We start from the raw sequence: 24430 nt of genomic DNA on the forward strand, positions 1-24430 counted from the left end.
TGGGCCCGATACTCGGCGCCGAGTTCATCGTCGCCGCCGGCGACCTGGCGGCCTATACGGATGCAGGCCACCTGGCGTCCGCTGCCGGACTCGTGCCCGTCCCACGTGACTCCGGCCGCAGGACCGGCAACCTGCACCGGCCCAAGCGCTACAGCCGCCGCCTGCGCAGGGTGTTCTACATGTCCGCGCAGACGAGCATCCTCCGCGACGGGCCGAACCGCGACTTCTATCTGAAGAAGCGCGCCGAGGGCTGCAAACACATCCAGGCCGTCATCGCCCTGGCTCGCCGACGAGCCAGCGTCCTGTGGGCACTCCTGCGTGACAACCGGGCACTCACCTCCGCCCCGCCGGTCACGCAAGCGGCTTGACTTGGTCATTGAGACTCCTGCGGGCGGCAGACAGCGGTGCCGGGCGATTAAAAAGAAGGATCGTTCGTTTTTCCTTTCATCACCGTGCGTCGCCCGTCCTCGCTTGTCAAGAATGAATATTCGTTTTACGTTGTGGACCATGGCCCGCGTGTCCCAGGAACACCTCGATGCCCGCCGTCGGCAGATCCTCGACGGCGCCGCGCTCTGCTTCGCCCGCAACGGCTTCCACGCCACGTCCATGCAGGACGTGCTGAAGGAGGTCGGCCTCTCGGCCGGTGCCGTCTACCGCTACTTCAGCGGCAAGGAGGAGCTGATCGGGGCGATCGTCGGCGAGGTGCTCGAAGAGGTGGGCGGCGTTTTCGAGAGGGCGGCCGAACAGAGTCCGCCGCCGCTGCCCGACGAGATGATCCCCAGGCTCCTCGCGACCCTGAAGGAAGCCAGGCCCGGAGTGCTGCACGACGGCGAGTGGATCTTCCCCCGCCTCATGCTCCAGGTCTGGACCGAGACCCTGCGCAACGAGGACCTGTCCGTCATGGTCCACACCGGCTACGCCAGAGTCCGCGCCGCATGGGTGAAGGTCGTGGAGGGCTACAAGGACGCCGGCCTGATCTCCGAGGACACCGACCCCGACGCCATGGCGCGGGTGATGATCGCCCTCGTGCAGGGCTTCGCGGCCCAGATGGCCGTGTTCGGGGAGGTGCCCCCGGAGATCTTCAGGGACGGACTGCGGGCGATCGTGAGCATGCGGGACCCCCGGTCGGCGGCCTGAAGGATCACAGCTCGGTTAACGTGTCTGAAACCCGGTCCAACTAGCCTGCCGCCACGCCACCAGGGCTTTTCCCCCGGGGCTGCGGCAACCGGACCCCGCACGGTCCGGAGCGAGGACTGTGAGGTGGGACGTGCAACTGACCCCGCACGAGCAAGAGAGGCTGCTGATCCACGTGGCGGCCGACGTGGCCGAGAAGCGCCGGGCCCGTGGGCTCAGGCTCAACCACCCCGAGGCGGTCGCCCTCATCACGTCGCACATCCTCGAAGGTGCCCGTGACGGCCGTACCGTCGCCGAACTCATGTCCTCCGGACGCCAACTGCTCACTCGGGACGACGTCATGGAAGGCGTCCCCGAGATGATCCACGACGTCCAGGTCGAGGCCACCTTCCCGGACGGCACCAAGCTCGTCACCGTCCACGAGCCCATCGTCTGAGAGAGGTCTCGATGATTCCCGGAGAGATCCTCTTCGCCGACGACCCGATTGCCTACAACGAGGGCCGCGAGGTCACGCGGCTCACCGTCCTCAACGCCGCCGACCGGCCCGTCCAGGTCGGCTCCCACTACCACTTCGCCGAGGCAAACCCCGGTCTGGAGTTCGACCGCGCCGCCGCGCGCGGCAGGCGGCTGAACGTCGCCGCCGGCACGGCCGTGCGCTTCGAACCCGGGATCCCCGTCGATGTCGAACTCGTTCCGCTGACCGGCGCCCGTGTCGTGCCCGGTCTGCGCGGGGAGACCGGAGGTGCCCTCGATGCCTGAGATCTCGCGTGCCGCGTACGCCGACCTGTTCGGCCCGACGACCGGCGACCGGATCCGGCTCGCCGACACCGATCTGCTGGTCGAGATCGAGGAGGATCGTTCCGGCGGTCCCGGGCTCGCCGGTGACGAGGCCGTGTTCGGCGGCGGCAAGGTCATCCGCGAGTCCATGGGCCAGGCGCGTGCCACGCGCGCGCAGGGCACGCCGGACACCGTCATCACCGGCGCGGTGATCATCGACCACTGGGGCATCGTCAAGGCCGACGTCGGCATCCGCGACGGGCGGATCACCGGGATCGGCAAGGCCGGCAACCCCGACACCATGGACGGCGTCCACCCGGACCTGGTCATCGGCCCGGAGACCGAGGTCATCGCCGGCAACGGGCGGATCCTCACGGCCGGCGCGATCGACGCCCACGTGCACTTCATCTGCCCGCAGATCGCCGACGAAGCGCTGTCGTCGGGCATCACGACCCTCGTCGGCGGCGGTACCGGCCCGGCCGAGGGCTCCAAGGCCACCACCGTGACCCCCGGGCCCTGGCATCTCGCGCGGATGCTGGAGGCCATGGAGGCCTACCCGCTCAACATCGGCCTGCTCGGCAAGGGCAACACCGTCTCCCACGAGGCGATGCTGTCGCAGATCCGGGGCGGCGCGCTCGGCCTGAAGCTGCACGAGGACTGGGGCTCGACCCCGGCCGTCATCGACGCCTCGCTGACCGTCGCCGGGCAGACCGGCATCCAGGTCGCCATCCACACGGACACGCTCAACGAGGCCGGCTTCGTCGGCGACACGCTCGCCGCGATCGCCGGGCGGGGCATCCACGCGTACCACACCGAGGGCGCGGGCGGCGGGCACGCGCCGGACATCATGACCGTGGTCTCCGAGCCGCACGTGCTGCCGAGCTCCACGAATCCGACCCGGCCGTTCACCGTCAACACCGCCGAGGAACACCTCGACATGCTGATGGTGTGCCACCACCTCAACCCGGCCGTGCCGGAGGACCTGGCCTTCGCCGAGTCCCGGATCCGGCCCTCCACGATCGGCGCCGAGGACGTGCTGCACGACCTGGGCGCGATCTCGATCATCTCCTCCGACTCGCAGGCCATGGGACGCGTGGGCGAGGTCGTCATGCGGACCTGGCAGACCGCCCACGTGATGAAGCGGCGCCGGGGTGCGCTGCCCGGCGACGGCCGCGCCGACAACCGCCGGGTGCGTCGGTACGTCGCCAAGTACACGATCAACCCGGCGCTCGCCCAGGGCCTGGCCCGGGAGATCGGCTCCGTCGAGAGCGGCAAGCTGGCCGACCTGGTGCTGTGGGAGCCGGCGTTCTTCGGCGTCAAGCCGCAGCTCGTCATCAAGGGCGGGCAGATCGCCTACGCGCAGATGGGCGACGCCAACGCCTCGATCCCCACGCCGCAGCCGGTCCTGCCGCGCCCGATGTTCGGGGCGATCGGGCGGGCCCCGGCCGCCAACTCCGTGAACTTCGTCGCGCCCCTGGCCGTCGAGGACGGGCTGCCGGAGCGGCTCGGCCTCGGGAAGCCGTTCGTGGCGATCGAGTCGACGCGCGGGGTCACCAAGGCCGACATGCGGGAGAACGACGCCCGGCCCGAGGTCCGGGTCGATCCCGACAGCTTCGCCGTGCACATCGACGGGGAGCTGGTCGAGGCGGCGCCGGCGGCCGAACTGCCCATGGCCCAGCGCTACTTCCTGTTCTGAGGGCGTCCTGATGTCACGTGCGGCACTCCTCGTCCTGGCCGACGGCCGCTTTCCCGCCGGCGGCCACGCCCACTCCGGCGGGGCGGAGGCGGCGGTCAAGGCCGGGCGGATCAGGGGAGCGGCGAGCCTGGCGGACTTCTGCCGGGGGCGGCTGCACACGGCCGGCTCCGTGGCGGCGGCCCTCTCGGCGGCTGCCGCGCTGGGGATCGACCCCATCGCGCTGGACCGTGCCGCGGATGCCCGTACGCCCTCGCCCGCGCTGCGCGTCGCCGCGCGCAAACTGGGACGGCAGCTGATGCGGGCCGCCCGGGCGACCTGGCCGTCCGCCGAACTGGACGCGTTGGCACGGGAGTTCCCCAAAGGGGCCCATCAGCCGGTGGTGCTCGGGCTGGCGGCGCGGGCGGCCGGGCTTGGACCGGTCGACGCGGCGTACTGCGCGGCGTACGAGAGCGTGAGCGGGCCGGCCACGGCGACGGTGCGGTTGCTGAGCCTGGATCCCTTCGACGCGACGGGGGTGCTGGCCCGGCTGGCGCCGGAGACGGACCGCGTCGTGGACCGGGCGGTGGAGGCGGCGCGCAGGGTGGTCGACGAGGGGGTCGACGCGTTGCCCGCGGGGTCGGCGCCGTTGCTGGAGATCGGGGCGGAGGTACACGCGGCCTGGCCCGTGCGGCTGTTCGCCTCATAGGCGGTCGATCAAGCCGATCAACCCCTTCCCCCAACCACTCGAACCAGTCGGACAAGAACGTAGGAGCCGCCCCATGCACCTGGACCACGACCACACCCACGACGGCCCCGGCGCCGTGAGCGCCGACGCCCTGCGGCCCGACGGCAGCCGCCGTGCCCTGCGGATCGGGCTCGGCGGGCCCGTCGGCTCCGGGAAGACCGCCACCGTCGCCGCGCTGTGCCGCGCGTTGCGGGACGAGTTGTCCCTCGCGGTCGTCACCAACGACATCTACACCCGCGAGGACGCCGAGTTCCTGCTCCGGGAGGCCGTGCTGCCGCCCGAGCGGATCACCGCGGTCGAGACGGGAGCCTGCCCGCACACCGCGATCCGGGACGACATCTCCGCCAACCTGGAAGCGGTGGAGGACCTGGAGGACGCCGTCGGGCCGCTGGACCTGGTCCTCGTGGAGTCCGGTGGGGACAACCTCACCGCGACCTTCTCCAAGGGGCTCGTCGACGCGCAGATCTTCGTGATCGACGTGGCCGGCGGCGACGACATCCCGCGCAAGGGCGGGCCGGGCGTGACCACCGCCGACCTGCTCGTCGTCAACAAGACCGACCTCGCGCCGTACGTCGGCTCCGACCTCGCGCGGATGGCGGCCGACGCCAAGGCGCAGCGGGCCGAACTGCCGGTCGTCTTCCAGTCGTTGCGCAGCGAGCCCGGGGTGACGGATGTCGCCGCCTGGGTGCGTGCGCAGCTCGCCGCGTGGGCGGCACGCGCGTGAACAGCGCCGGGGTGCGGTCCGTCGCGAGGATCGTCGCCCGGGACGACGGCCGGGGCGGGACGGCCCTGCCCGTGCTGGAGAGCGACGGGCCGCTGGCGCTTCGGCGCACCCGGGGGAGTGGTGCCGAGGCGCGGGTCATGCTGGTGGGAGCGATGAGCGGGCCGCTCGGCGGCGACCACTTCACCGTGCGGGCCCGGGCGGAGGAGGGAGCGCGGCTGTCCGTCGGGTCGGCCGCCGCGACCATCGCCCTGCCGGGGCAGACCAAGGGAGAGGCTCGTTACGACGTCCGGCTCGACGTCGCCGACCGGGCCGAACTGCACTGGCTGCCCGAACAGTTGATCTCCGCCCAGGGTAGCGACCTGTACGTCACGACCCGCGTCGAGCTCGCCGCCACGGCCCGGCTCGTGCTGCGCGAGGAGCAGGTGCTCGGGCGCACTGGTGAGGAACCCGGGCGGCTGACGAGCCGGCTGACCGTGCGGGTCGCCGGGCAGGTCGTGCTCGACCAGGAACTGGCCTGCGGGCCCGGCGCGCCGGGCGGCTGGGACGGCCCCGCGGTACTCGGGGGTCGCCGGGCGGTCGGGCAACTGATCGTCGTGAGACCGGAGTTCGCCGCCGATCCGGTGCCGGCCCGGGCGCTCGGAGAAGGGGCCTCGGTCGTCCCGCTCGCCGGTCCCGCCGCCCTGGTCACCGCCGTGGCGCCGGACGCGCTGCGGCTGCGACGGCTGCTCGACGAGGCACTGGCGTCTCTCGTGCGAACGTAGACCTCCGCTCACACCCCGAACCAGGCGTCCTCCGCCGCGTAGTCGAACAGGTCCGGGTAGACCCTCGCGAGCGTCGGGAACGCCTCCTGCCAGTCCTGCCCGGACAGCCGACGGGTGAGCCAGTCGACCGTCTCCGGCAGGCTCTCGGGGTAGGACACGACCGGCCGGTAGCCCAACTCCCGTTCCGCCGCGGACATGTCGAAGACCACCGGCAGCTCCACCGACCAGGGCGAGCTGCCCACGGACGGCGAGGGCGCGGCCCCGTCCAGCAGGAAGGTCTCCGTCTCCACGCCCATGACCGCGTCCACCGCCGACCCGATCTCGGCCACCGTCGGCGGCTGCGGATCACAGGCGTTGAGCACTCGCGAGCCGGGCCGGGCGGCCGCCAGCCGGATCAGTTCGGCGACGTTGCGGGCGGCCGACGTGTGGAAGCGGCTCTCGCCCCGGAAGGCGAGCACCCGCCTGGGCCGGCCGTCGAGGTTCCGTTTCACGAAGTACAGCTCGCGGGGGAGCGGGCTGTGAGGACCGTGGATCGCGGCCGGGCGCAGCAGGGTCGTGGGCAACCGGTCGCCCGCCGCGACGAGTTCGCTCTCCAAGGCGGCCTTGCCGGTGCTGTACGTGGCGTCTGCGGGCGGGACCGTCGGCTGGTCCTCGCGTACGGGCACGGGGTACCGCGGGAAACCGCCCGGCTGGCTCATCGTGTCGAAGCCGCGGCCCGTGCCGTCCTGGTACACCGACGCCGTCGACACGACCACGGCCGAGCCGATGCGGTCGGCCAGCCCGGTCAACTGCCGTGCGTGCCCGGCCCCGTAGGCGACGATGTCGACCACGAGGTCGCAGCCGTCGCCGATCAGCGCGCCCAGTGCCGTGTCGTCCTCGCGGTCCAGTCGTAGCGTCCGTACCTCGCCGGGCCAGCTCTCGTCCCGGGCACCGCCGCGCGACGCGGCGGTCACCTGCCAGCCGTCCCGCGCCAGCGCCTCCACCGCCGGCCGTCCTATCTGCCCGCCGGCCCCGATCACCACAGCACGTCTCATGCCGCGACCGTAGACGGTCGAGGCGGCCGGGGAGACGGCTTCTGCCGACAGCAGACGCCTCAAGTGAGCGGCAGGCGCGGGAACTTCCGCTCCTTCGCTGCCGCGGCGGCCTCCTCGGCCTTCACGACGGCCGCGTACTGATCGACGTACTCCTGCCCGGACAGGGAGAGGATCGCGTACATGATCTCGTCGGTGACGGCGCGCAGGATGGCCTTCTCGTTCTCCATGCCCTCGTAGCGCGAGAAGTCGAGGGGCTTGCCGAAGCGGATCACGACGGGGTGGATGTTGGGGATGACCTTGCCGGGCGGCTGGGCCTCGAAGGTACCGATCATCGCGCAGGGGATGACCGGGACGCCGGCCTTGAGGGCCATGACCGCGACGCCCACCTTGCCCTTGTAGAGCCGGCCGTCGTGCGAGCGCGTGCCCTCCGGGTAGATGCCGAGCAGCTCGTCCTTGCTCAGCACGCCGAGGCCCTCGCGGATCGCGGCCTGCCCGGCGTCCTTGCCGGAGCGGTCGACGGGGATCTGCCCGGCGCTGCGGAAGAACGACGCCGTCAGGCGGCCCTTGATGCCGGGACCCGTGAAGTACTCGGCCTTCGCGAGGAAGGTGATGCGCCGCTTGAGGACCGCGGGCATCAGGAAGTGGTCCGAGAACGACAGGTGATTGCCGGCGATGATGGCGGCGCCCTCCGTCGGGACGTGTTCCAGGCCCTCTATTCGAGGCCGGAAGACCAGTCGAAGCAGCGGTCCCAGCAGCACGTATTTCAGCAGGTAGTAGAACAAAGCGGGCGCTCCTCGACTCTTGCGGTGGACTCAACCGCCGCGTTCCAGCAGGTCAACCGGCATGTCGTGGGGTGCCAGTGTAGGTGCAGGCGTGGCCGCTGGGCACCTCGGCGACCGGACCGTGCCGATCCTTTGCCGATTGACTGATGGTCAGTCAGAGTGGTGTCTCCGGTGGTGCTCATACGGCTGGGGAGTAGCGCGGGACCAGCGTGCTGCTCCACGCGGGTGACCGGCAAGCCGAACGGGTGGCGTGGCGGGATACGAGGGGTGCCTGGCCAGCCGCTGGTTCTTGCGGCCCCGCCGAGTAGTCTGCGAAGTATGCGGATCTCTGTTTCCTCGGACATGGACGAGCCCGTCGCCCGCTCCCTCGTGGCCGCGCTGCAGGCCCGAGGGCACGAGGTGCGCCCGCACGGCGCGCTGCGTCCCGGGGACGACCCCCAGTGGGCGGTGTGCTCGCAGGCCGCGGCCCGCGAGGTCGCCGACGGGACGGCCGACCAGGCCGTGGTCTGCTGCTGGACCGGCACGGGCGCCTCGATCGCCGCGAACAAGGTGCCGGGCGTCCGGGCCGCCCTGTGCACGGACGCCTACACGGCCGACGGGGCACGCCGCTGGAACGACGCCAACGTCCTCGCACTCAGCCTGCGGCTCACCTCCGAGCCGCTGCTGAAGGAGATCCTCGACGCGTGGTTCGCCGGCGAGCCCAGCACGGACGCCGAGGACCGGCAGAACGTGGACCGCGTCAGGCTGCTCGACCGCGGCAACACCCGGTAGGTCACAGCCGCACGATGATCAGCGCGGTGTCGTCGGTGGCGCCGCCGGGCGGCAGCAGTTCCAGCAGGACCGTGTCGGCGAGGGTCTCGGGATCCTGGTCCCGGTTCCGGTACAGCGCGTTGGAGAGGCGGGCCAGGCCGGTGTCGATGTCCTCGCCGCGCCGCTCGACCAGACCGTCGGTGTAGAGCACCAGAGTGGCGCCCGGCGTGAAGGACGTCTCGGCCTGAGGTCTCGGGATCGGGTCGGGGCGGGCGTCGAGCGGCGTGTCGGTGGCCCCGTCGAGGAACTCGGCGCGGCCGCCGGGGTGGACCAGTACGGGCGGGAGATGGCCGGCGCTGCTGTAGGTGATCGTGTGCCGGTCGAAGTCGATGAAGGTCGTCACCGCGGTCGCCGACTCGGCGCCGTCGACCACGTGGGCATAGCGCCCCAGCACGTCCAGGGCCTGGGCCGGGCCCTCGGCAACCCGGGAGGCCGCGCTGAGCGCGCTGCGCAGCTGGCCCATGACACCGGCGGCCCCCAGCCCGTGCCCGACCACGTCACCCACGGACACGCCGACCCGGTGGCCGCCGACCAGGTCGACCAGGTCGTACCAGTCCCCGCACACGTTGAGCGCGCCCACGGCGGGCCGGTACCGCACGGCGGCCCGGTGGTGGTGGCTGACCTGACGGCGGTCGGGCAGCATCGCCTGCTGGAGGGCCAGCGCCACCTCCCGCTCCCGGGAGTGCGCCTGACGCAGCCGCTCGTTGAGCTCCTGGAGCTCGCGGGCGCGGGTGTACAGCTCGGCTTCCAGGACCCGGGACCGGCCGCCCCGCCCTCCTTCCGAGCGGCCTCGGGCCCGGATCAGCTCCGTGACCTCCTCGACGCGGTGCAGGATCAGCACCACCTTGCCGTCGGGGCCCAGCAGCGGCGCGTTCACCGGACTCCAGTAGCGCTCCTGCCATTCACCGGGCCGCTCGGGATCCTCGATGTCGTAGCGCTGGAGGGCCATGGCGTCGCGCTCCCCGGTCGCCAGGATCCGGTACAGCGAGGCCTCCAGGTTGTGCATGCCCGTCGAGGCGGGGTCGTTGGGATTGTCGGGGAAGACGTCGAACAGGTAGTGCCCGACCAGCTGATCACGGGAGCGGCCGGACACCCGGACGAACTCCTCGTTGACATCCGCGTACACCAGCTCGGGCGTCAGCAGCGCCACCATGCCGGGCAGGGCCCGGAACACCGCCATGTAGTCGATCGCCGAATCCGTCATGGCCGCCGCCTCACCACCGCCGGGATCAGACCAGTTTCCCACGGTATGAGGGAATCCGGCCCCGGCTTCATTCCAGGAGCGCCGCCACGGGCAGCTCGGCGAGCTCCGTCAGGGACTGCTCCGCCCAGATGACCTTCCCGTCGGGGACGAACCGCGTGCCCCACCGCTGGGTCAGCTGGGAGACCAGCAGCAGACCGCGCCCGCCCTCGTCCGTCGTACGGGGATGGCGCAGATGGGGTGCGGTCGCGCCGCTGTCGAACACCTCGCAGACCAGGGCGCGCTCCCGGATCAGGCGGAGCCGGATGGGCCCGGTGGCGTGCCGGATGGCGTTGGTGACCAGCTCGCTCACCACCAGTTCCGTGGTGAACGCCAGCTCGTCCAGCCCCCAGTGGGCCAGCTGCCGGGTGGCCGTGCGGCGGGCATCGGCGACGAGGGCCGGGTCGGGCTCCAGGTCCCAGGCCGCGACCTGCTCGGTGCCGAGGCGTTTGGTCCGGGCCATCAGCAGGGCCACGTCGTCGTACGGGCGCGCCGGGACCAGCGCGTCGACCACGGCCCGGCAGTGCGCCTCCAGCGGGCCCGCACCTTTCAATGCCCGGCGCAGCCGTTCCCGGCCGGTGTCGACGGCCCAGGTCTCTCCCCGGGCCAGCAGCCCGTCGGTGTGCAGGGCGAGGGTGCTGCCCTCCACCAGGGACAGCTCGACCGCCTCGAAGGGCGGACCACCCACGCCGAGCGGCGGCCCCTGCGGCAGATCGACGAACGTGACCGAGCCGTCGGGCAGGACCACGGCCGGTGCCGGATGCCCCGCGGCGGCCATCGCGCACCCGCCGTCGACCGGGTCGTAGACGACGTACACACACCCGGAGCCCACGCACTGCGTGCCCGCGGAACCCGCCGTGCCCGGTTCGGCACCCTCTTCCCGGGCCGACTGCGCCACCAGGTCGTCGAGGTGCGCCAGCACCTCCTCGGGCGGCAGATCCTGAGCGGCCAGCGTTCGTACGGCCGTCCGCAACTGCCCCATGGCCGCGGCCGCGTCGATGCCATGCCCGGGCACCTCGCCCACGACGAGCGCGACGCGCGCCCCGGACAGCGGGATGAGGTCGTACCAGTCGCCGCCCAGGCCGGTCAGCTCGTCGGCCGGCCGGTAGCAGGCGGCCACCTCGACCGCGTCCTGCTCGGGGAGCCGGTGGGGGAGCAGACTGCGCTGGAGGACGAGCGCGGCGTCGCGCTCGCGCGTGTAGCGCCGGGCGTTGTCCACGCAGACGGCCGCGCGGGAGACGAGGTCCTCGGCCAGACGCAGGTCCTCCTCGTCGAAGGGCTCCCGGCCCTGGCGCCGGAAGAAGGTGGTGATGCCCAGGGTGGTGCCGCGTGCCCGGACCGGCACGATCATCACGCTGTGCAGGCCCAGCTCCGAGAACGTGGACCGCCGGCCGCCCGGGTCGTCCGTGACCCACACCCGGGCCAGTGGATCGAGCCGCTCGGCGTGCCAGGGCCGTCCCGTGGTCAGGCAGCGGATCGGGGGCGACCCGGCCGGGTACGTCGCCACCTCGCCGACCCCGACGACTGCCTCCGGGACGCCCTCCTGAGTGGACCGGTGGCCCGCCCGGCGCAGCGCCACCGGATCGGTGTCCGCGAGCGGCCCGGGCGTCAGCTCCGCGCCCCGCAGCACCGTCTCCAGCAGGTCCACGGTGACGAGGTCGGCCAGTCCCGGCACGGCCACGTCGGCCAGTTCCTGCGCGGTGCGCGTGAGGTCCAGACTGCGGCCGATGTTCTGGTTGGCGCGGTCGAGGAGGGCCAGCCGCTGCCGGGCGCGGTGCCGCTCGGTCATGTCGACGACCGTGTAGTACACGCCCATTGGGCGGCCCTGGTCGTCGTCGAGCCGAGTGAACGACAGCATGTGCGCCGTCTCGCGCAGCGGCGCCGACAGCACATGGCCCACGTGCTCGTACCCGACCACGGCCTCGCCGGTCTCCAGCACGTACCGCATCTGCGCCTCGACCGCCTGGGCGTCCAGGCCCGGCTGGACGTCCGCGAAGCGCAGACCGAGCCGCCGGCGTGGCGGTCCGCCGCCGAACTGTGCCAGGGCGGCGTTCGACCACACGAAACGCAGGTCCGTGTCCACGATCGCGATACCGACCGGGGAGTCGGCCACCATCCGCTCCAGCACCGTACGGCTCATGTCCCAGCCGGGCGCGTCGGCCAGCTCCGACAGCAGCACCAGCCAGCGCTCGCCGCCGTGCGCCTCCTCGGCGGAGGTGACCCGGGCCGCGACCCTCACCGGCTGCCCGTCCCTGCGGCGGGCCGTCAGCAGCCCCGTCCAGCCGCCGTCCCTGCGGCACCGCTCGACCAGGTCCGGCACGCGCTGCGCGTCCTCGGCCGTCAGCAGATCCGCCAGCTTCCTGCCGACCGCCTCGGCAGCCGGGTACGCCAGCAGTCGCCGGGCCTCGCCGGTCCAGCCCGTCACCACGCCCTGCGGATCGAGCAACAGGGGCGCGGCGTCGGCCACGTCGAACCGCTGACGGGCAACGCCGTACTCCTCGTGTGCGCCCACGGCCGACCTCTCTGTCGCTGAGAGTGGTCTACCACCTCTTGCATCAATCTTCACCCTTCTGGCATGCGGGGGCGGCTTGTGCGGGGCCGGTCGGGGCGGGTTGGGGTGTGTGGGGTGGGGTGGGGCGTGCTGGGTGGGGGCGGGGAGTGGCGTGCTGGTTGAGGGCGGGGTGTGGCGTGTCAGGTCGGGGCGGGGCGTGACGCGCTGGGTCGGGGCCGCTCGTGGCGCGATCGGCCCGGCGGAGGCCACCCCGCTGCCGGGGCTGCCTCCGCCGGGCGCCTTCCGCCAGGGCGGCCTCCGTCTGCAACCGCCTGCCGGGGTGGCCCTCGCCAGCAACCGGCTGCCTGGCGGTCTGCGACGTCGACGCTCTGCCGGGCGGCCGCGCCAGCGCTCCTTTGCCTGGCGGCTTCCGACGTCGACCTTCTGCCTGGTGGTCTGCGACGTCGGCGCTTTGCCTGGCGGCCTCCGGCAGCGGCGCTTGGTCAGGGGGCTTCGTCGGCGCCCTTTTGTCTGGTGGTCTCCGATGTCGGCCCGTTGCCTGGCGGCCTCCCGGCAGCGACGCTTGGTCAGGGGGTTTCGCCAGCGCCCCTTTGGCTGGCGGTCCGTGACGCCGGCGCTTTGCCTGATGGTCTCCGACGTCGCTCCCATTGCCCAGCAGTCTCCGACAACCGGACCCTCTGCCTAGCGGCTTCCGACCTCGATCCCCTGCCAGGCGGTCTCCGACCTCGCCCCCCTGCCAGGCGGCTCTATCAGCCGCCCGCCGACCTCGACGCCCCGCCACGCGGCCCTCGCTGTCCCCCCCCTTGCCAGGTGGCCTCCGCCGCAGCCCCTGCGGCCCTTACCGCAGCACCTTCTCCAGCGACCCGAGCGCCCCCTCGAGTTCCTCGCCCGTGATGGTGAGCGGTGGGGCCAGGCGGATCGTGGAGCCGTGGGTGTCCTTGACCAGGATTCCCTCGCGCATGAGGCGTTCGCTGATCTCGCGGCCGGTGCCGAGCGCGGGGTCGATGTCGACGCCCGCCCACAGGCCCCGCGAGCGGAAGCCGACGACCCCCTTGCCGACCAGCCCGGTCAGGCCGTCCCGCAGGACTGCGCCCAGCTCGGTCGCGCGGCGCTGGAACTCGCCCGTCTCCAGCAGCTCGACCACCGCCGTGCCGACCGCGGCCGCCAGCGGGTTGCCGCCGAACGTCGACCCGTGCTCCCCGGGGTGCAGCACCCCGAGCACCTCCCGCCGGGCGACCACCGCGGACACCGGCACGATGCCGCCGCCCAGCGCCTTGCCCAGCAGCACCACGTCCGGCACGACCGACTCGTGCTCGACCGCCAGCGTGCTGCCCGTACGGCCGAGCCCGGACTGGATCTCGTCCGCGACGAACAGACACCCCTTGCGGCGGGTCAGCTCGCGCACGCCGGCCAGGTATCCGTCGTCCGGAATGATCACCCCCGCCTCGCCTTGGACCGGCTCGATCAGCACCGCAGCCGTCGTCTCGTCGACCGCCGCCTCCAGCGCGGCCAGGTCGTTGTACGGCACGATCCGGAAGCCCGGCGTGAAGGGGCCGAACCCCTGCCGTGCGGTCTCGTCCGTGGAGAAGCTGACGATCGTCGTCGTACGGCCGTGGAAGTTGTCCGCCGCGACCACGATCGTGGCCCGGTCGGCCGGGACGCCCTTGAGGTCGTAGGCCCACTTGCGGGCCACCTTCACCCCGCTCTCCACCGCCTCCGCGCCGGTGTTCATGGGCAGCACCATGTCCATCCCGGTCAGCGCCGCCAGCCGCTCGGCGAACTCGGCGAGCCGGTCGTTGTGGAAGGCGCGGGAGGTCAGGGTCAGCCGGTCGAGCTGGCGGTGGGCGGCCTCGACCAGCGCCGGGTGCCGGTGCCCGAAGTTGAGCGCCGAGTAGCCGGCCAGCATGTCGAGGTAGCGCCGCCCCTCCACGTCCTCCACCCAGGAGCCCTCGGCACGGGCGACGACCACGGGCAGCGGATGGTAGTTGTGCGCGAGGACCGGCTCCTCCGCGCGGATGAGCTCCTGAGAGCCACGGGTACGGACGGGTGCGGTCATGAGCGGATCTCCCGGATCTCCTGGGTGCAGCACTTGATGCCGCCACCGGCCTTGTGGAACTCGGACAGGTCGACGGGGACGGGGACGTAGCCACGGCCGGCGAGCCGGCCGGCCAGGCCCGTCGCCCCCGGTGAGATGAACACATGCCGCCCGTCGGAGACGGAGTTCAGCCCGAACGCCATCGCGTCCTCGCGGGTGGCGAGCACCGCGTCCGGGTACAGCCGGGCCAGCACCTCGCGGCTGCCCGGCGAGAACGCCTCGGGGTAGTAGGAGATGTTGTCGTCGTCGAGGACGAAGAGCGCCGTGTCCAGGTGGTAGAAGTACGGGTTCACCAGCTTCAGGCTGATCACCGGCACCCCGAAATACTCCTGCACCTCGCTGTGGGCCTCGCGGGTCGTACGAAAGCCCGTCCCGGCCAGGATCCAGCGGCCGGCCGGCACCAGGTCGCCCTCGCCCTCGCACACCGACTCGGGGTGGTAGACCTCGTAGCCCTCCGACTTGAACCACGCCTCGTACGGCACGGACTCGGGACGGCGCTCGGGCGCGTGGAAGAGGGAGCCGAAGACGCGGCCGTCGACGACGACCGCCGCGTTCGCGGCGAAGACCATGTCGGGCAGACCGGGAACGGGTTTCACAGTGTCCACGGTATGGCCGTGGGCACGGTAGGCGTCGACCAGCGCCTGCCACTGGTCCAGCGCGCGGATGACGTCGACGGGTTCGCCGGGACGCATCCACGGGTTGATCGCGTACTGCACGGCGAAGTGTCTGGGTTCGCAGACGAGGTAGCGCCGCCGGCGCGGCACACGGGAGTCGGGCACAGAGGGGTCCCTCCGCTTCCTCACGGTGTGTGACTGGGTGTTGACATCAAGGTAGGAACTGGCGGAGGCGGCCGACAAGCAACATCAGTTGCGCGTGGGCGCAGGAACGCTGCGTCTTGAGGCCGGTCAGCGCACGCCTGCTGCGCCGCCCGGGAACTCCTCCGGCGCGGGATGGCTGGCCCCCGCCTCCGGGCTCTCCGGAAGCAGATGGGACAGCACCATCACGCTGATCGTCTTCCGGATGAAGGGCTCCTGGCGGATCCGCTCCAGCACCTCCTCGAAGTGCTCCACGTCCCGCGCCCGCACGTGCAGCAGCGCGTCCGCACCGCCCGTCACGGTCATCGCCGCGGTGATCTCCGAGTAGTCGCGCACGACCTCCGCCAGCCGCCGCGGCGGGGCCGCGCCCTCGCAGTACACCTCGACATAGGCCTCGGTGCGCCAGCCGAGCGCCGACGGCTTCACCGTGGCCGTGAACCCGGTGATCACGCCGGTCTCCCGCAGCCGGTCGACCCGCCGCTTGACCGCCGTGGCCGACAGCCCGATCGCCGTGCCGATCTCCGCGAACGACGTCCGGGCGTTCGCCATCAACGCGGTGATGATCTTCCGGTCGAGTTCGTCGAACGGCGTGGACCTGCTGTTCATGCGGGCACTGTATCCACCGCCACCCCGGCCCGCGCCCGGCCCGACGCGGGCACCTCGTCCAGCGGGAACGTCCACCCCCGGCACATGTCCAGATGTACGGATCGCCCCTACACTCCGGATTCATGCTGCGCGCCCTGGCTGTCGACGACGAACGCCCCTCGCTGGAGGAGCTGCTCTACCTGCTGCAAGCGGACCCCCGCGTCGGCAGTGCGGAGGGCGCCGGCGACGCGACCGAGGCACTGCGCCGCATCAACCGCGCCCTGGAGTCCGGTCCGGGCGGGCCCGAGGCGATCGACGTCGTCTTCCTCGACATCCAGATGCCCGGCCTCGACGGGCTCGACCTGGCCCGGCTGCTCACCGGATTCGCCTGGCCGCCGCTCGTCGTGTTCGTCACCGCCCACGAGGACTTCGCCGTGCAGGCCTTCGACCTCAAGGCCGTCGACTACGTCCTCAAACCCGTGCGCAAGGAGCGCCTCGCCGAGGCCGTCCGCCGGGCCGCCGAGCTGCGCGGTGCGGCGCCCCGCATACCCGTGAGCGAGCCCGACCCCGACCACATACCCGTAGAGCTCGGCGGCGTGACCCGCTTCGTGGCCGTCGACGACATCACCCACGTCGAGGCCCAGGGCGACTACGCCCGCCTGCACACCGACAAGGGCAGCCACCTGGTCCGCATCCCGCTGTCCACCCTGGAGGAGCGCTGGCGCTCCCGCGGCTTCGTCCGCATCCACCGCCGCCACCTCGTCGCCCTGCGCCACATCGGCGAGCTCCGCCTCGACGCGGGCACCGTCAGCGTCCTCGTCGGCTCCGAAGAGCTCCAGGTCAGCCGGCGCCACACGCGCGAACTGCGCGACCTGCTCATGAGGAGGCCGTGACAGTGCCCCAGGACCACACCGAGCGCCGCGTCGTCGTCACCGGCCCGCCCCGGCAGACCCTCCCCCACGCTCGGCTTCGCTCGCGCGGGCGGTACCCCCACGCCTCCGGCTACTACCGCCCCCGCACCGAGATCGACGAACAGACCACCCTCGGCCACACCTACGTCCGCTCCCTGATGCGCACGCAGCTGCGCGCCGCCCTCACCGTCTTCGCGGTCCTCGGTCTGCTCGTCGGCCCGCTGCCGCTGCTGTTCGCGGCGATGCCCGACGCCCGCCACCTGGAGTGGGCCGTCCTCGGCTTCGGCCTCTACGCTCCGCTGGTCCTGCTGGCCCGCTGGTACGTCCGCCGCGCCGAACGCAACGAGCGCGACTTCGTACGCCTCGTCGAAGATCGCTGAATCCCACGCCTATGAACTCCAGCTACGCCGTCCCCGCCGTCGCCCTGGTCGTCATCGCGACGGTCCTGGTAGGTGCCTTCGGCCTGCGCATCTCCCGCACCACCTCCGACTTCTACGTCGCCTCCCGCACCGTCGGGCCCCGCCTCAACGCCGCCGCCATCAGCGGCGAGTACCTCTCCGCCGCCTCCTTCCTGGGCATAGCGGGCCTGGTCCTGGTCCAGGGCCCCGACATGCTCTGGTACCCGGTCGGCTACACCGCCGGCTACCTGGTCCTGCTCCTCTTCGTCGCCGCCCCCCTGCGCCGCTCCGGCGCCTACACGCTCCCCGACTTCGCCGAGGCCCGCCTCGCCTCTCAGGCCGTACGGCGGCTGGCCGGTGCCTTCGTCGTCGGCGTCGGCTGGCTGTACCTGCTGCCCCAGCTCCAGGGCGCGGGACTGACGCTGACAGTGCTGACCGGGGCGCCCGACTGGCTCGGCGGAGTGATCGTCGCCCTCGTCGTGACCGCCACCGTCGCCGCCGGCGGCATGCGCAGCATCACCTTCGTCCAGGCCTTCCAGTACTGGCTGAAACTCACCGCCCTGCTCGTCCCCGCCCTGTTCCTCGTCCTCGCCTGGCAGAACGACGGCGCCCCCGGCCACGCCTTCGACGAACCGGCCACCTTCCGCGAGCAGCGCGTGGTCCGCGTCGGCGACAGCATCGACCTGAAACTGGACCGGCCCCTCACCGTCACGGTGACCGGCACCGTGGACGGCCGTGAGCACACCGGCACCCGCCTCGACCTGCCCGCCGGCACCCACCACGTCGAACGCGGCACCCGGCTCACCTTCGCCGAGGGAGCGACCGTCCCCGAGGCGCAGCGCAGCGGCGGCGGCGACCTGTCGCCCGCACCGGCCGAGAGCCGTGAGGAACGCCCGCTGTACGCCACGTACGGGCTGATCCTCGCCACGTTCTTCGGCACCATGGGCCTGCCGCACGTCGTGGTCCGCTTCTACACCAGCCCGCACGGCGTCGCGGCCCGCCGCACCACCGTCGTGGTCCTCGGCCTGATCGGCGCCTTCTACCTCCTGCCGCCCGTCTACGGCGCCCTCGGCCGCCTCTACGCCCCCGAACTCACCCTCACCGGCGACACGGACGCCGCCGTCCTCCTCCTGCCCGACCGCATCATCGGGGGAGTGGGCGGCGATCTGCTGGGCGCGCTGGTGGCGGGCGGCGCCTTCGCCGCGTTCCTGTCCACCGCCTCGGGGCTCACCATGGCCGTCGCGGGCGTGCTCACCCAGGACGTCCTGCCCGCGCGGGGCGTACGGCACTTCCGGCTCGGGACCGTTCTCGCGATGTCCATGCCCCTCGCGGCGAGCGTCCTGGTCGGCGGGCTCCCGGTCGCCGACGCGGTGGGGCTCGCCTTCGCCGTGTCCGCGTCCTCGTTCTGCCCGCTGCTCGTCCTCGGCATCTGGTGGCGGCGGCTGACCCCGCCCGGCGCGGCCGCCGGCATGCTGGTCGGCGGCGGCTCGGCCCTGCTCGCCGTCGCCGCGACCATGGCGGGCTACCCGGGCGAGGGCGCGCTGCACGCCCTGCTCGCCTGGCCCGCGCTCTGGTCGGTGCCGCTGAGCTTCCTCACCATGATCCTGGTGTCCCTGGCCACCCCCGGCCGGGTGCCGCCGGGGACGGCGGCGGTCCTGGCCCGGTTCCATCTGCCCGAGGAGCTGCGCACGGAGGTGACGGCATGAGCGGATTCCTGGCGGGCCTGTGCGTCGCCGTGCTGCCGGTGCTGGCCCTGGGGGTGTGGCTCGGCCGGCGCACGGCACGCCCCCAGAGCCTCGGCGGCCTGGGCACCCCCGTCGAGCACGCCACCTTCGAGACCCTGCACACCGCCTCCCTCGCCGCACCCCCGCTACGGGCCGGGCTGACGGAGGAGACCGCCCGCAAGTCCGCCCGCAAACTGCGCTCCCTGCTCGGCACGGACGCCCTCTGCCTGACCGACCGCAAACAGGTCCTGGTCTGGGACGGCGACGGCGGCCACCACCGCACCGAGATCATGCAACGCCTCGCCGGCCCTCTGGAGACCGGCCGGGGCGAGGCCTTCCAGCTGACCTGCGACCTCCTCGACTGCCCGGTGCGCTGGGCGGTCGTCGCCCCGTTCACCGTCGACGACCGCGTGCACGGCGCCCTCGTCGCGTGCGCGCCCCGCGAGTCGGCGGTCCTCGTCCGGGCGGCCGGCGAGGTGGCCCGCTGGGTGTCCGTGCAGCTGGAGCTGGCGGACCTGGACCAGTCCCGCACCCGCCTCATCGAGGCCGAGATCAAGGCGCTGCGGGCCCAGATATCCCCGCACTTCATCTTCAACTCGCTCGCGGTGATCGCCTCGTTCGTCCGCACCGACCCCGAGCGCGCCCGTGAACTGCTCCTGGAATTCGCCGACTTCACCCGCTACTCGTTCCGTCGGCACGGCGACTTCACCACCCTCGCCGACGAACTGCACGCCATCGACCACTACCTGGCGCTCGTACGGGCACGCTTCGGCGACCGCCTCTCCGTAACCCTCCAGATCGCCCCGGAGGTGCTGCCCGTCACCCTGCCCTTCCTGTGCCTCCAGCCGCTCGTCGAGAACGCCGTCAAGCACGGCCTGGAGGGCAAGGCCGACAAGTGCCACATCCAGATCACGGCCCAGGACGCGGGCGCCGAGGCCCTGGTCGTCATCGAGGACGACGGCGCCGGCATGGACCCCGGCCTGCTCCGCCGTATCCTCGCCCGCGAGGTCAGCCCCTCGGGCGGCATAGGGCTCTCCAACGTCGACGACCGGCTCCGCCAGGTCTACGGCGACGACCACGGCCTCGTCATCGAGACCGCCACGGGCGCGGGCATGAAGATCACCGTCCGGCTTCCCAAGTACCAGCCGGGCGTGCATTCGGCCGGACGGCTGACCCGGGAGTGAGTCCTCAGGTGCTCTTCACGTGCTCTTCGAGGTGACCACCATCCCGAGGGTGATCAAGCCCAGGACGACCCAGCCGAACCACAGCCAGCCGTTGCTGCCGAGCGCCACCGTGTAGGCCGTCACCAGGACGAGGCCGCCGACGGTGAGGGCTCCCATGGTCTTCGTCGCGTTCGAACCGTTCGTGGAACCGGGCATCGCAACACCCTCCTCATGGTTCTGTTCCCCCCATGGTGCCCCCGTTCTGCCTCCTGACGGTGCAGACGACGACACGAGTACCGGATTTCCAGGGTCCGTCGCTGGTCCACGAACCGGCTTCGTAGACGGACGGATCGAAGCCGTAGTCGCGCGGCGCCACGTCCCGGGCGCACGCCGCGTCCGACGAGGTCCGGGCCTCGGCGAGGGTCACATCGGCGCCCAGTCGGGTGAACCCGAGCACCTGCTGGTCGTACCGTCCGCCGCACGGCACCAGCCGCGCCTCCCGGTTCGAACGGACGGCCAAGCAGTCACGCTTCTGCATGGTCGCGGTGTCGGCGAACGCCGTACCGAACATACGTCGCTCCCCGAGCGGCCCGTACAGCGGCCCGTGCGCGCCGAGCACCAGGCAGGCGGTGCGCCGCCCCGCCGCCTCGAACCCGGTGCCGCTCGGCACGACGGCGTGGCTGCGGACATCGGCGAGCCGGTCCCGCAGCTCCCGGGTCCGCTCCTCGCACCGGGCCGGACCCAGCTTCCGCGCCTCGTCCGCCGAGGCCGCCTCGACGAACGACACCACCTGCCCGTCGGGCGCCTGGTCCCGGCAGGTCGGGTCCAGGGAGAGCCGGGGCGTGCCGGCGAACCGTGTCCCGCCCGGCCAGTCGGTGAGCACACAGTCCCCGTCCGCGAGCGGCTTCTCCAGCCCGACGGCCTCTCCGTACGGCGCCGCCGTCCCGCCGCCCGCCCGGTCGGCCAGCGCGTACCAGACGCCGCCGAGCGCGAGGACCAGCCCGAGCCCGCAGGCGGCGACGGCCCGGAGGGCGGGGGAGCGCCGCCGTCGCCGAGCGCCGGGCACGGCGACCACGGGCCGCCCGAGACCGTCCGGCCCGGTCGGCGGCACGGGCGGGGTCTCCCACGGGGACGGCGACCCGGGGTCGGTCCGGGTCCGCTCGTACGCGTCCGACTGGGGCGTGACGAGCGCCGACAGCCCGGCCTCCGCCTCCCACGCGGTCATCCGCAGCTGCGGATCCTTGGCGAGCAGCCCGCGCAGTACGGGCTCCAGAGCCCCGGCCCCTACCGGTGGCAGCGGGTCCTCCGTGACCACGGCGGTGAGTGCCGCCAGGTGCGACTCCCGCTCGAAGGGGCCGCGGCCCTCGACGCCGAAGTACAGCGTGCAGCCCAGCGAGAACAGGTCCGCGGCCGGCGTCGGCGTACCGCCGGACGCCCGCTCCGGCGCCAGATACCCCGCCGTGCCGACCAGCACGGACGCCATCGTGTACCGCGTCTCACCGGCGTCCGGCTGCACGGAGATGCCGTAGTCGGTGAGCAGCACCCGCCCGTACGGCGAGCCCGCGCGGTCCGGCGCGAGCAGGATGTTGGCCGGCTTCACGTCCCGGTGCATCACCCCCCGCTCGTGCCCCGCGGTCAGCGCGTCCAGCACGGCGAGACCGACGCGGGCGCACTCGGCCGGGGCGAGCGGCCCGCGCCGGGTCACCAGCTCCCGCAGGTCCACGGCGCCGGTCACGTACTCCATGACGATCCACGGCAGCCCCTCGTGCTCCAGCACGTCGTGCACCGTCACCACGTGCGGGTGTCCGCGCAGTCCGGCCGCGTTCCGGGCCTCCGCACGGGCCCGCGCGACCCGCGCCTCCCGCTCGTTTCCCGCCTCGGCCGGGTCCCGGAACACGATCTCCTTCAGCGCGACCTCGCAGGCGAGTCTCTGGTCGTGGGCGAGCCAGACGTGCCCCATGCCGCCGCTGCCGAGCCGGCGCAGCAGCAGATAACGGCCGGCGACGATCCGGCCCACTCCCGACGTCGGTGATCCTGAGGACATCCGGTGACTCCCGGGTTCGGCGGGGGCGCGGTGTTAGGCGGTCGTGCTCGGGGTGGGCGGGGCGGTCGCCGGAGCGGTGGACACGGGGGCGGTCGTCGCAGGCATGGTCGTCGCGGGGGTGCTGGAGGCGGGGGCGCTGGACGCGGGCGTGCTGCTCACCGGCGGCGGCGCGCTGCTCGTGACCGGTTCACCGGTGGGAGGCGAGCTGGTGGTCAGGGGAGGCGAGCTGGTGACCCGCGGCGGTGAGCTGGTCGCCGTCGGCGGCGCACTGCTCCTGGGCGCGCGGCTCGACGCAGGCGGCACGGAGCTGGGCGGCGCCTGCGACGACGAGGGCTGACGGGAAGGCGCGGGCCCGGTACTCGTCGGCGGCCTGGAACCGGCAGGGGGAGTGGAGGACGCCGAGGGCGACGGTGTCGCCGTAGGCCTCTCCGTCCCCGACTCCGCAGCCACGCTCAGCGTCACATGGGCACCGAACCGCAGCTCGGCCCCCGCGCCCGGGTCGGACGCGACGACCCGCGCACGGTCCGGGGGCGGCTCCTCCCCCCGGAACGCGACCGCCAGCCCCGCATCGGCCAGCCGCCGGCTCGCCTCCCCGAACGTCGTCCCGGCGAGACGCGGCACGGCCCGCCGCTCGGTCGCGTCGAAGTCGGCGTCGGCCTCACCCGTCGTGCCGGCGGGCCGCTGGATGCCCCGGCCGGAGTCCTGGACGTCGACGAGGGTGATGCGCTCCAGTTTCCGGGGAGCGGGCCGTACGACCACCACCTCGGCAGGGTCGTATCCCTTCCACTTCTCGTTGCCGCCGGCGAACGTGACGGATATCCGGCTCGTGTCGCCCTCGAAGGGCCGCAGCGGATTTCCGCATGAACATTTGACCGACGGAAGCCCCTGCTCGTCGACGAGAATCGCGATTCCCGTCTGGAGCAAGGCGCGGAAGGGAACAGCATTTCCCTTTTTGTAGTCGTGGTTCAGCGCGAGGGTGTCGTGACGCAGGAGAACCGGTGTGAGCCGGTCGAGATATCCCGGAATCGCGTCCGTACGCAGATCGAGGGCGGCCGCCCACGCCCGTGCCTTGCGATCGTTGCGCGGCGCGGTGAGGAACCGCTTCAGCCGCTCGACATCACAGATCCCCGGCTGCTTCGTCCCTCCGTACAGCCCCGGCGTGTCCCCCTGCTGCAGGTTGCCCGGCACCGCGCGCGACCGCACCTGGGCGTCCCGGCCGAGCCCGCTGTCCTCGGCGAAGAAGGGCGCCAGGGACGGAACTCCCGCGGCGACCGCCTTCACCTCGAACAACGACCCGCCCGAATCGCACCCCCCGAGAGCCAGCAGAAAAGCGAACAGGACAGCGATCCTCCGCATCACCGCTCCCCCCTGCGGTTCCCCCGACGCGTTTCATGCTACTGAAGGAAAAGGCTATTCAGCCGCGTTGTGGAGAAAGAGCAGAGCGAGGAGGAACGGGCGCCTTGGGGCGTGGGAAAAGTCAGTTACCACGTGCGTGCAGCGAGCTCAAATAGGCGTTGTACGCCTCGAGTTCCTTGTCCCCGTCGCGGTCGGCGGCCCGGTCCCCCCGCCTGGCCTGCCGCTGGTCCGAGGCGTACCACTGGAACAGCAGCGCGACCAGCACCAGCACGGACGGGATCTCGCTGAACGCCCAGGCGATGCCGCCCGCCGCGTTCTGGTCGGACAGCGCCTCGATGCCGAGTGAGGCGGGCGGGTTCTTGAACGTCTCGACCATCGGTTCGGACGCCATCATCAGCGCGATCCCGAAGAACGCGTGGAACGGCATGCCCGCGAACAGCTCCAGCATCCGCATCAGATAGCCCGGCCGGTGCGGGCCCGGATCCACGCCCATGATCGGCCAGAAGAACACCAGGCCGACCGCGAGGAAGTGCACCATCATCGCGATGTGCCCCGTCTTGGAGCCCATGAGGAAGTCGAACAGCGGCGTGAAGTACAGCCCGTACAGGCTCGCGATGAACAGCGGGATCGTGAACGCCGGGTGGGTGACGATCCGCATGTAGCGGCTGTGCAGGAACATCAGCAGCAGCTCACGGGGGCCCTTGCGGCCCCGCCCCGCCGTCGGCAGCGCGCGCAGCGCCAGCGTGATCGGCGCCCCGAGCAGGATCAGGATCGGCGAGACCATGCTGATCACCATGTGCTGCACCATGTGCACGCTGAACATGACCATGCCGTAGTCGTTCAGCTGGGTGCACATCATGAGCACGATGCTCAGCACGCCGATGGCGAAGGCGACCGTCCGCCCCGCCGGCCACTTGTCACCGCGCCGCACCAGCCGCACGACACCCCACCCGTACAGTGCCAGCCCGGCCAGGCAGGCGATGAGGAAGAACGGGTCGGCCGACCACTCCAGCCCTCGTCCCAGCGTGAACGGCGGCAGATCCATGGTCATGCCGTGCCCGCTGTGATCCATACCGCCGGCTCCTGTTTCGTGGGGGTGTGCAGCAATCTGTCCGCCCCAAGAGTAGAACCGCCCCCGGTCACAC

At 72.3% G+C, this 24430-nt stretch carries 24 protein-coding genes; 13 read left to right on the forward strand and 11 right to left on the reverse strand.

Going from position 1 to position 24430, the window contains the following annotated elements; all coding sequences use genetic code 11:
- From ACIBNA_RS30005 to ACIBNA_RS30040, 8 genes are all read left to right on the forward strand, one after another.
- A partial coding sequence (locus tag ACIBNA_RS30005; RefSeq protein ID WP_399168312.1) for a transposase occupies nucleotides 1-368 on the forward strand: 368 nt, incomplete at its 5' end.
- Between the two features lie 139 nt (nucleotides 369-507).
- A complete protein-coding gene (locus ACIBNA_RS30010) occupies nucleotides 508-1137 on the forward strand; it encodes a TetR/AcrR family transcriptional regulator (protein ID WP_399168313.1) in 630 nt (209 codons plus the stop codon).
- Between the two features lie 130 nt (nucleotides 1138-1267).
- Nucleotides 1268-1570 carry an urease subunit gamma gene (locus tag ACIBNA_RS30015; protein WP_399168314.1) on the forward strand — a complete coding sequence of 101 codons (303 nt, stop codon included), beginning with the start codon at nucleotides 1268-1270 and terminating at the stop codon, nucleotides 1568-1570.
- Between the two features lie 11 nt (nucleotides 1571-1581).
- Complete coding sequence (locus ACIBNA_RS30020) at nucleotides 1582-1893, forward strand: urease subunit beta (protein WP_184599241.1); 312 nt, start codon at nucleotides 1582-1584, stop codon at nucleotides 1891-1893.
- A complete protein-coding gene (locus ACIBNA_RS30025) occupies nucleotides 1886-3607 on the forward strand; it encodes an urease subunit alpha (RefSeq protein WP_399168316.1) in 1722 nt (573 codons plus the stop codon). Before ACIBNA_RS30020 ends, ACIBNA_RS30025 begins: the two co-directional genes overlap by 8 nt.
- A gap of 10 nt (nucleotides 3608-3617) precedes the next feature.
- On the forward strand, nucleotides 3618-4292 hold the full coding sequence (locus ACIBNA_RS30030; RefSeq protein WP_399168317.1) for an urease accessory protein UreF: 675 nt from the start codon (nucleotides 3618-3620) through the stop codon (nucleotides 4290-4292).
- Between the two features lie 73 nt (nucleotides 4293-4365).
- Nucleotides 4366-5055: an urease accessory protein UreG gene (gene ureG / locus ACIBNA_RS30035; RefSeq protein ID WP_274814668.1), complete on the forward strand. Its 690-nt coding sequence runs from the start codon at nucleotides 4366-4368 to the stop codon at nucleotides 5053-5055.
- The gene (locus ACIBNA_RS30040) at nucleotides 5037-5816 is read left to right on the forward strand and encodes an urease accessory protein UreD (RefSeq protein WP_399168318.1); all 780 of its coding nucleotides are present in this window, start codon (nucleotides 5037-5039) and stop codon (nucleotides 5814-5816) included. Before ureG ends, ACIBNA_RS30040 begins: the two co-directional genes overlap by 19 nt.
- 8 nt (nucleotides 5817-5824) lie before the next feature.
- Here ACIBNA_RS30040 and ACIBNA_RS30045 read toward each other — a convergent pair whose 3' ends face one another.
- Nucleotides 5825-6850, reverse strand: a complete 1026-nt coding sequence (locus tag ACIBNA_RS30045) for an NAD-dependent epimerase/dehydratase family protein (protein WP_399168319.1) — start codon at nucleotides 6848-6850, stop codon at nucleotides 5825-5827.
- A gap of 59 nt (nucleotides 6851-6909) precedes the next feature.
- Nucleotides 6910-7632: a lysophospholipid acyltransferase family protein gene (locus tag ACIBNA_RS30050; RefSeq protein WP_399168320.1), complete on the reverse strand. Its 723-nt coding sequence runs from the start codon at nucleotides 7630-7632 to the stop codon at nucleotides 6910-6912.
- A 318-nt stretch (nucleotides 7633-7950) separates the two neighbouring features.
- Between ACIBNA_RS30050 and ACIBNA_RS30055 the strand changes: the two genes are divergently transcribed.
- Complete coding sequence (locus ACIBNA_RS30055) at nucleotides 7951-8403, forward strand: RpiB/LacA/LacB family sugar-phosphate isomerase (RefSeq protein ID WP_399168321.1); 453 nt, start codon at nucleotides 7951-7953, stop codon at nucleotides 8401-8403.
- 1 nt (nucleotide 8404) lies between these two features.
- On the opposite strand, the gene ACIBNA_RS30060 is transcribed toward ACIBNA_RS30055, so the two are convergent.
- From ACIBNA_RS30060 to ACIBNA_RS30080, 5 genes are all read right to left on the reverse strand, one after another.
- On the reverse strand, nucleotides 8405-9646 hold the full coding sequence (locus ACIBNA_RS30060) for a PP2C family protein-serine/threonine phosphatase (RefSeq protein ID WP_399168323.1): 1242 nt from the start codon (nucleotides 9644-9646) through the stop codon (nucleotides 8405-8407).
- Between the two features lie 67 nt (nucleotides 9647-9713).
- Complete coding sequence (locus ACIBNA_RS30065; RefSeq protein WP_399168324.1) at nucleotides 9714-12194, reverse strand: SpoIIE family protein phosphatase; 2481 nt, start codon at nucleotides 12192-12194, stop codon at nucleotides 9714-9716.
- Nucleotides 12195-13032: 838 nt separating this feature from the next.
- Complete coding sequence (rocD, locus tag ACIBNA_RS30070; protein WP_399168325.1) at nucleotides 13033-14250, reverse strand: ornithine--oxo-acid transaminase; 1218 nt, start codon at nucleotides 14248-14250, stop codon at nucleotides 13033-13035.
- Nucleotides 14247-15068, reverse strand: a complete 822-nt coding sequence (gene ddaH / locus ACIBNA_RS30075; RefSeq protein ID WP_399168326.1) for a dimethylargininase — start codon at nucleotides 15066-15068, stop codon at nucleotides 14247-14249. The genes rocD and ddaH overlap by 4 nt, the downstream gene beginning before the upstream one ends.
- Nucleotides 15069-15194: 126 nt before the next feature.
- Nucleotides 15195-15710 carry an Lrp/AsnC family transcriptional regulator gene (locus ACIBNA_RS30080; RefSeq protein WP_399168327.1) on the reverse strand — a complete coding sequence of 172 codons (516 nt, stop codon included), beginning with the start codon at nucleotides 15708-15710 and terminating at the stop codon, nucleotides 15195-15197.
- 122 nt (nucleotides 15711-15832) lie between these two features.
- Here ACIBNA_RS30080 and ACIBNA_RS30085 point away from each other — a divergent pair, with 122 nt between their 5' ends.
- The 4 genes from ACIBNA_RS30085 to ACIBNA_RS30100 are packed head-to-tail and all read left to right on the forward strand — an operon-like array spanning nucleotide 15833 to nucleotide 19906.
- On the forward strand, nucleotides 15833-16582 hold the full coding sequence (locus tag ACIBNA_RS30085; RefSeq protein WP_399168328.1) for a LytR/AlgR family response regulator transcription factor: 750 nt from the start codon (nucleotides 15833-15835) through the stop codon (nucleotides 16580-16582).
- Between the two features lie 2 nt (nucleotides 16583-16584).
- On the forward strand, nucleotides 16585-16980 hold the full coding sequence (locus ACIBNA_RS30090) for a hypothetical protein (protein WP_399168407.1): 396 nt from the start codon (nucleotides 16585-16587) through the stop codon (nucleotides 16978-16980).
- 11 nt (nucleotides 16981-16991) lie between these two features.
- The gene (locus ACIBNA_RS30095) at nucleotides 16992-18704 is read left to right on the forward strand and encodes a cation acetate symporter (RefSeq protein ID WP_399168330.1); all 1713 of its coding nucleotides are present in this window, start codon (nucleotides 16992-16994) and stop codon (nucleotides 18702-18704) included.
- Nucleotides 18701-19906: a sensor histidine kinase gene (locus tag ACIBNA_RS30100; protein ID WP_399168331.1), complete on the forward strand. Its 1206-nt coding sequence runs from the start codon at nucleotides 18701-18703 to the stop codon at nucleotides 19904-19906. Before ACIBNA_RS30095 ends, ACIBNA_RS30100 begins: the two co-directional genes overlap by 4 nt.
- A gap of 15 nt (nucleotides 19907-19921) precedes the next feature.
- Here the strand turns inward: ACIBNA_RS30100 and ACIBNA_RS30105 are convergent, their stop codons facing one another.
- The 4 genes from ACIBNA_RS30105 to ACIBNA_RS30120 form a co-directional block, all read right to left on the reverse strand.
- Nucleotides 19922-20101 (reverse strand): hypothetical protein, encoded by a 180-nt coding sequence (locus ACIBNA_RS30105; RefSeq protein ID WP_274814655.1) that lies wholly within the window; start codon nucleotides 20099-20101, stop codon nucleotides 19922-19924.
- A gap of 13 nt (nucleotides 20102-20114) precedes the next feature.
- Nucleotides 20115-21929, reverse strand: coding sequence for a protein kinase (locus ACIBNA_RS30110; protein WP_399168332.1), 1815 nt, complete (start codon nucleotides 21927-21929; stop codon nucleotides 20115-20117).
- A gap of 33 nt (nucleotides 21930-21962) precedes the next feature.
- Nucleotides 21963-23285, reverse strand: a complete 1323-nt coding sequence (locus ACIBNA_RS30115) for a DUF6777 domain-containing protein (RefSeq protein WP_399168333.1) — start codon at nucleotides 23283-23285, stop codon at nucleotides 21963-21965.
- A 121-nt stretch (nucleotides 23286-23406) separates the two neighbouring features.
- On the reverse strand, nucleotides 23407-24357 hold the full coding sequence (locus tag ACIBNA_RS30120; protein ID WP_399168334.1) for a cytochrome c oxidase assembly protein: 951 nt from the start codon (nucleotides 24355-24357) through the stop codon (nucleotides 23407-23409).
- Nucleotides 24358-24430 lie beyond the last annotated feature (73 nt).

This window comes from Streptomyces sp. NPDC050164, assembly GCF_044459945.1.
In the GTDB taxonomy this organism is placed as follows: Bacteria; Actinomycetota; Actinomycetes; order Streptomycetales; family Streptomycetaceae; genus Streptomyces; species Streptomyces coeruleorubidus_A.

Excerpts from the sequence above, each read along its gene's own strand:
- ACIBNA_RS30010 (WP_399168313.1), top strand. The coding sequence starts at position 508 with ATGGCCCGCGTGTCCCAGGAACACCTCGATGCCCGCCGTCGGCAGATC.
- ACIBNA_RS30020 (WP_184599241.1), top strand. The coding sequence starts at position 1,582 with ATGATTCCCGGAGAGATCCTCTTCGCCGACGACCCGATTGCCTACAAC.
- ACIBNA_RS30025 (WP_399168316.1), top strand. The coding sequence starts at position 1,886 with ATGCCTGAGATCTCGCGTGCCGCGTACGCCGACCTGTTCGGCCCGACG.
- ACIBNA_RS30030 (WP_399168317.1), top strand. The coding sequence starts at position 3,618 with ATGTCACGTGCGGCACTCCTCGTCCTGGCCGACGGCCGCTTTCCCGCC.
- ureG (WP_274814668.1), top strand. The coding sequence starts at position 4,366 with ATGCACCTGGACCACGACCACACCCACGACGGCCCCGGCGCCGTGAGC.
- ACIBNA_RS30045 (WP_399168319.1), bottom strand. The coding sequence starts at position 6,850 with ATGAGACGTGCTGTGGTGATCGGGGCCGGCGGGCAGATAGGACGGCCG.
- ACIBNA_RS30055 (WP_399168321.1), top strand. The coding sequence starts at position 7,951 with ATGCGGATCTCTGTTTCCTCGGACATGGACGAGCCCGTCGCCCGCTCC.
- ACIBNA_RS30060 (WP_399168323.1), bottom strand. The coding sequence starts at position 9,646 with ATGACGGATTCGGCGATCGACTACATGGCGGTGTTCCGGGCCCTGCCC.
- rocD (WP_399168325.1), bottom strand. The coding sequence starts at position 14,250 with ATGACCGCACCCGTCCGTACCCGTGGCTCTCAGGAGCTCATCCGCGCG.
- ACIBNA_RS30080 (WP_399168327.1), bottom strand. The coding sequence starts at position 15,710 with ATGAACAGCAGGTCCACGCCGTTCGACGAACTCGACCGGAAGATCATC.
- ACIBNA_RS30085 (WP_399168328.1), top strand. The coding sequence starts at position 15,833 with ATGCTGCGCGCCCTGGCTGTCGACGACGAACGCCCCTCGCTGGAGGAG.
- ACIBNA_RS30095 (WP_399168330.1), top strand. The coding sequence starts at position 16,992 with ATGAACTCCAGCTACGCCGTCCCCGCCGTCGCCCTGGTCGTCATCGCG.
- ACIBNA_RS30100 (WP_399168331.1), top strand. The coding sequence starts at position 18,701 with ATGAGCGGATTCCTGGCGGGCCTGTGCGTCGCCGTGCTGCCGGTGCTG.
- ACIBNA_RS30105 (WP_274814655.1), bottom strand. The coding sequence starts at position 20,101 with ATGCCCGGTTCCACGAACGGTTCGAACGCGACGAAGACCATGGGAGCC.
- ACIBNA_RS30110 (WP_399168332.1), bottom strand. The coding sequence starts at position 21,929 with ATGTCCTCAGGATCACCGACGTCGGGAGTGGGCCGGATCGTCGCCGGC.
- ACIBNA_RS30115 (WP_399168333.1), bottom strand. The coding sequence starts at position 23,285 with ATGCGGAGGATCGCTGTCCTGTTCGCTTTTCTGCTGGCTCTCGGGGGG.
- ACIBNA_RS30120 (WP_399168334.1), bottom strand. The coding sequence starts at position 24,357 with ATGGATCACAGCGGGCACGGCATGACCATGGATCTGCCGCCGTTCACG.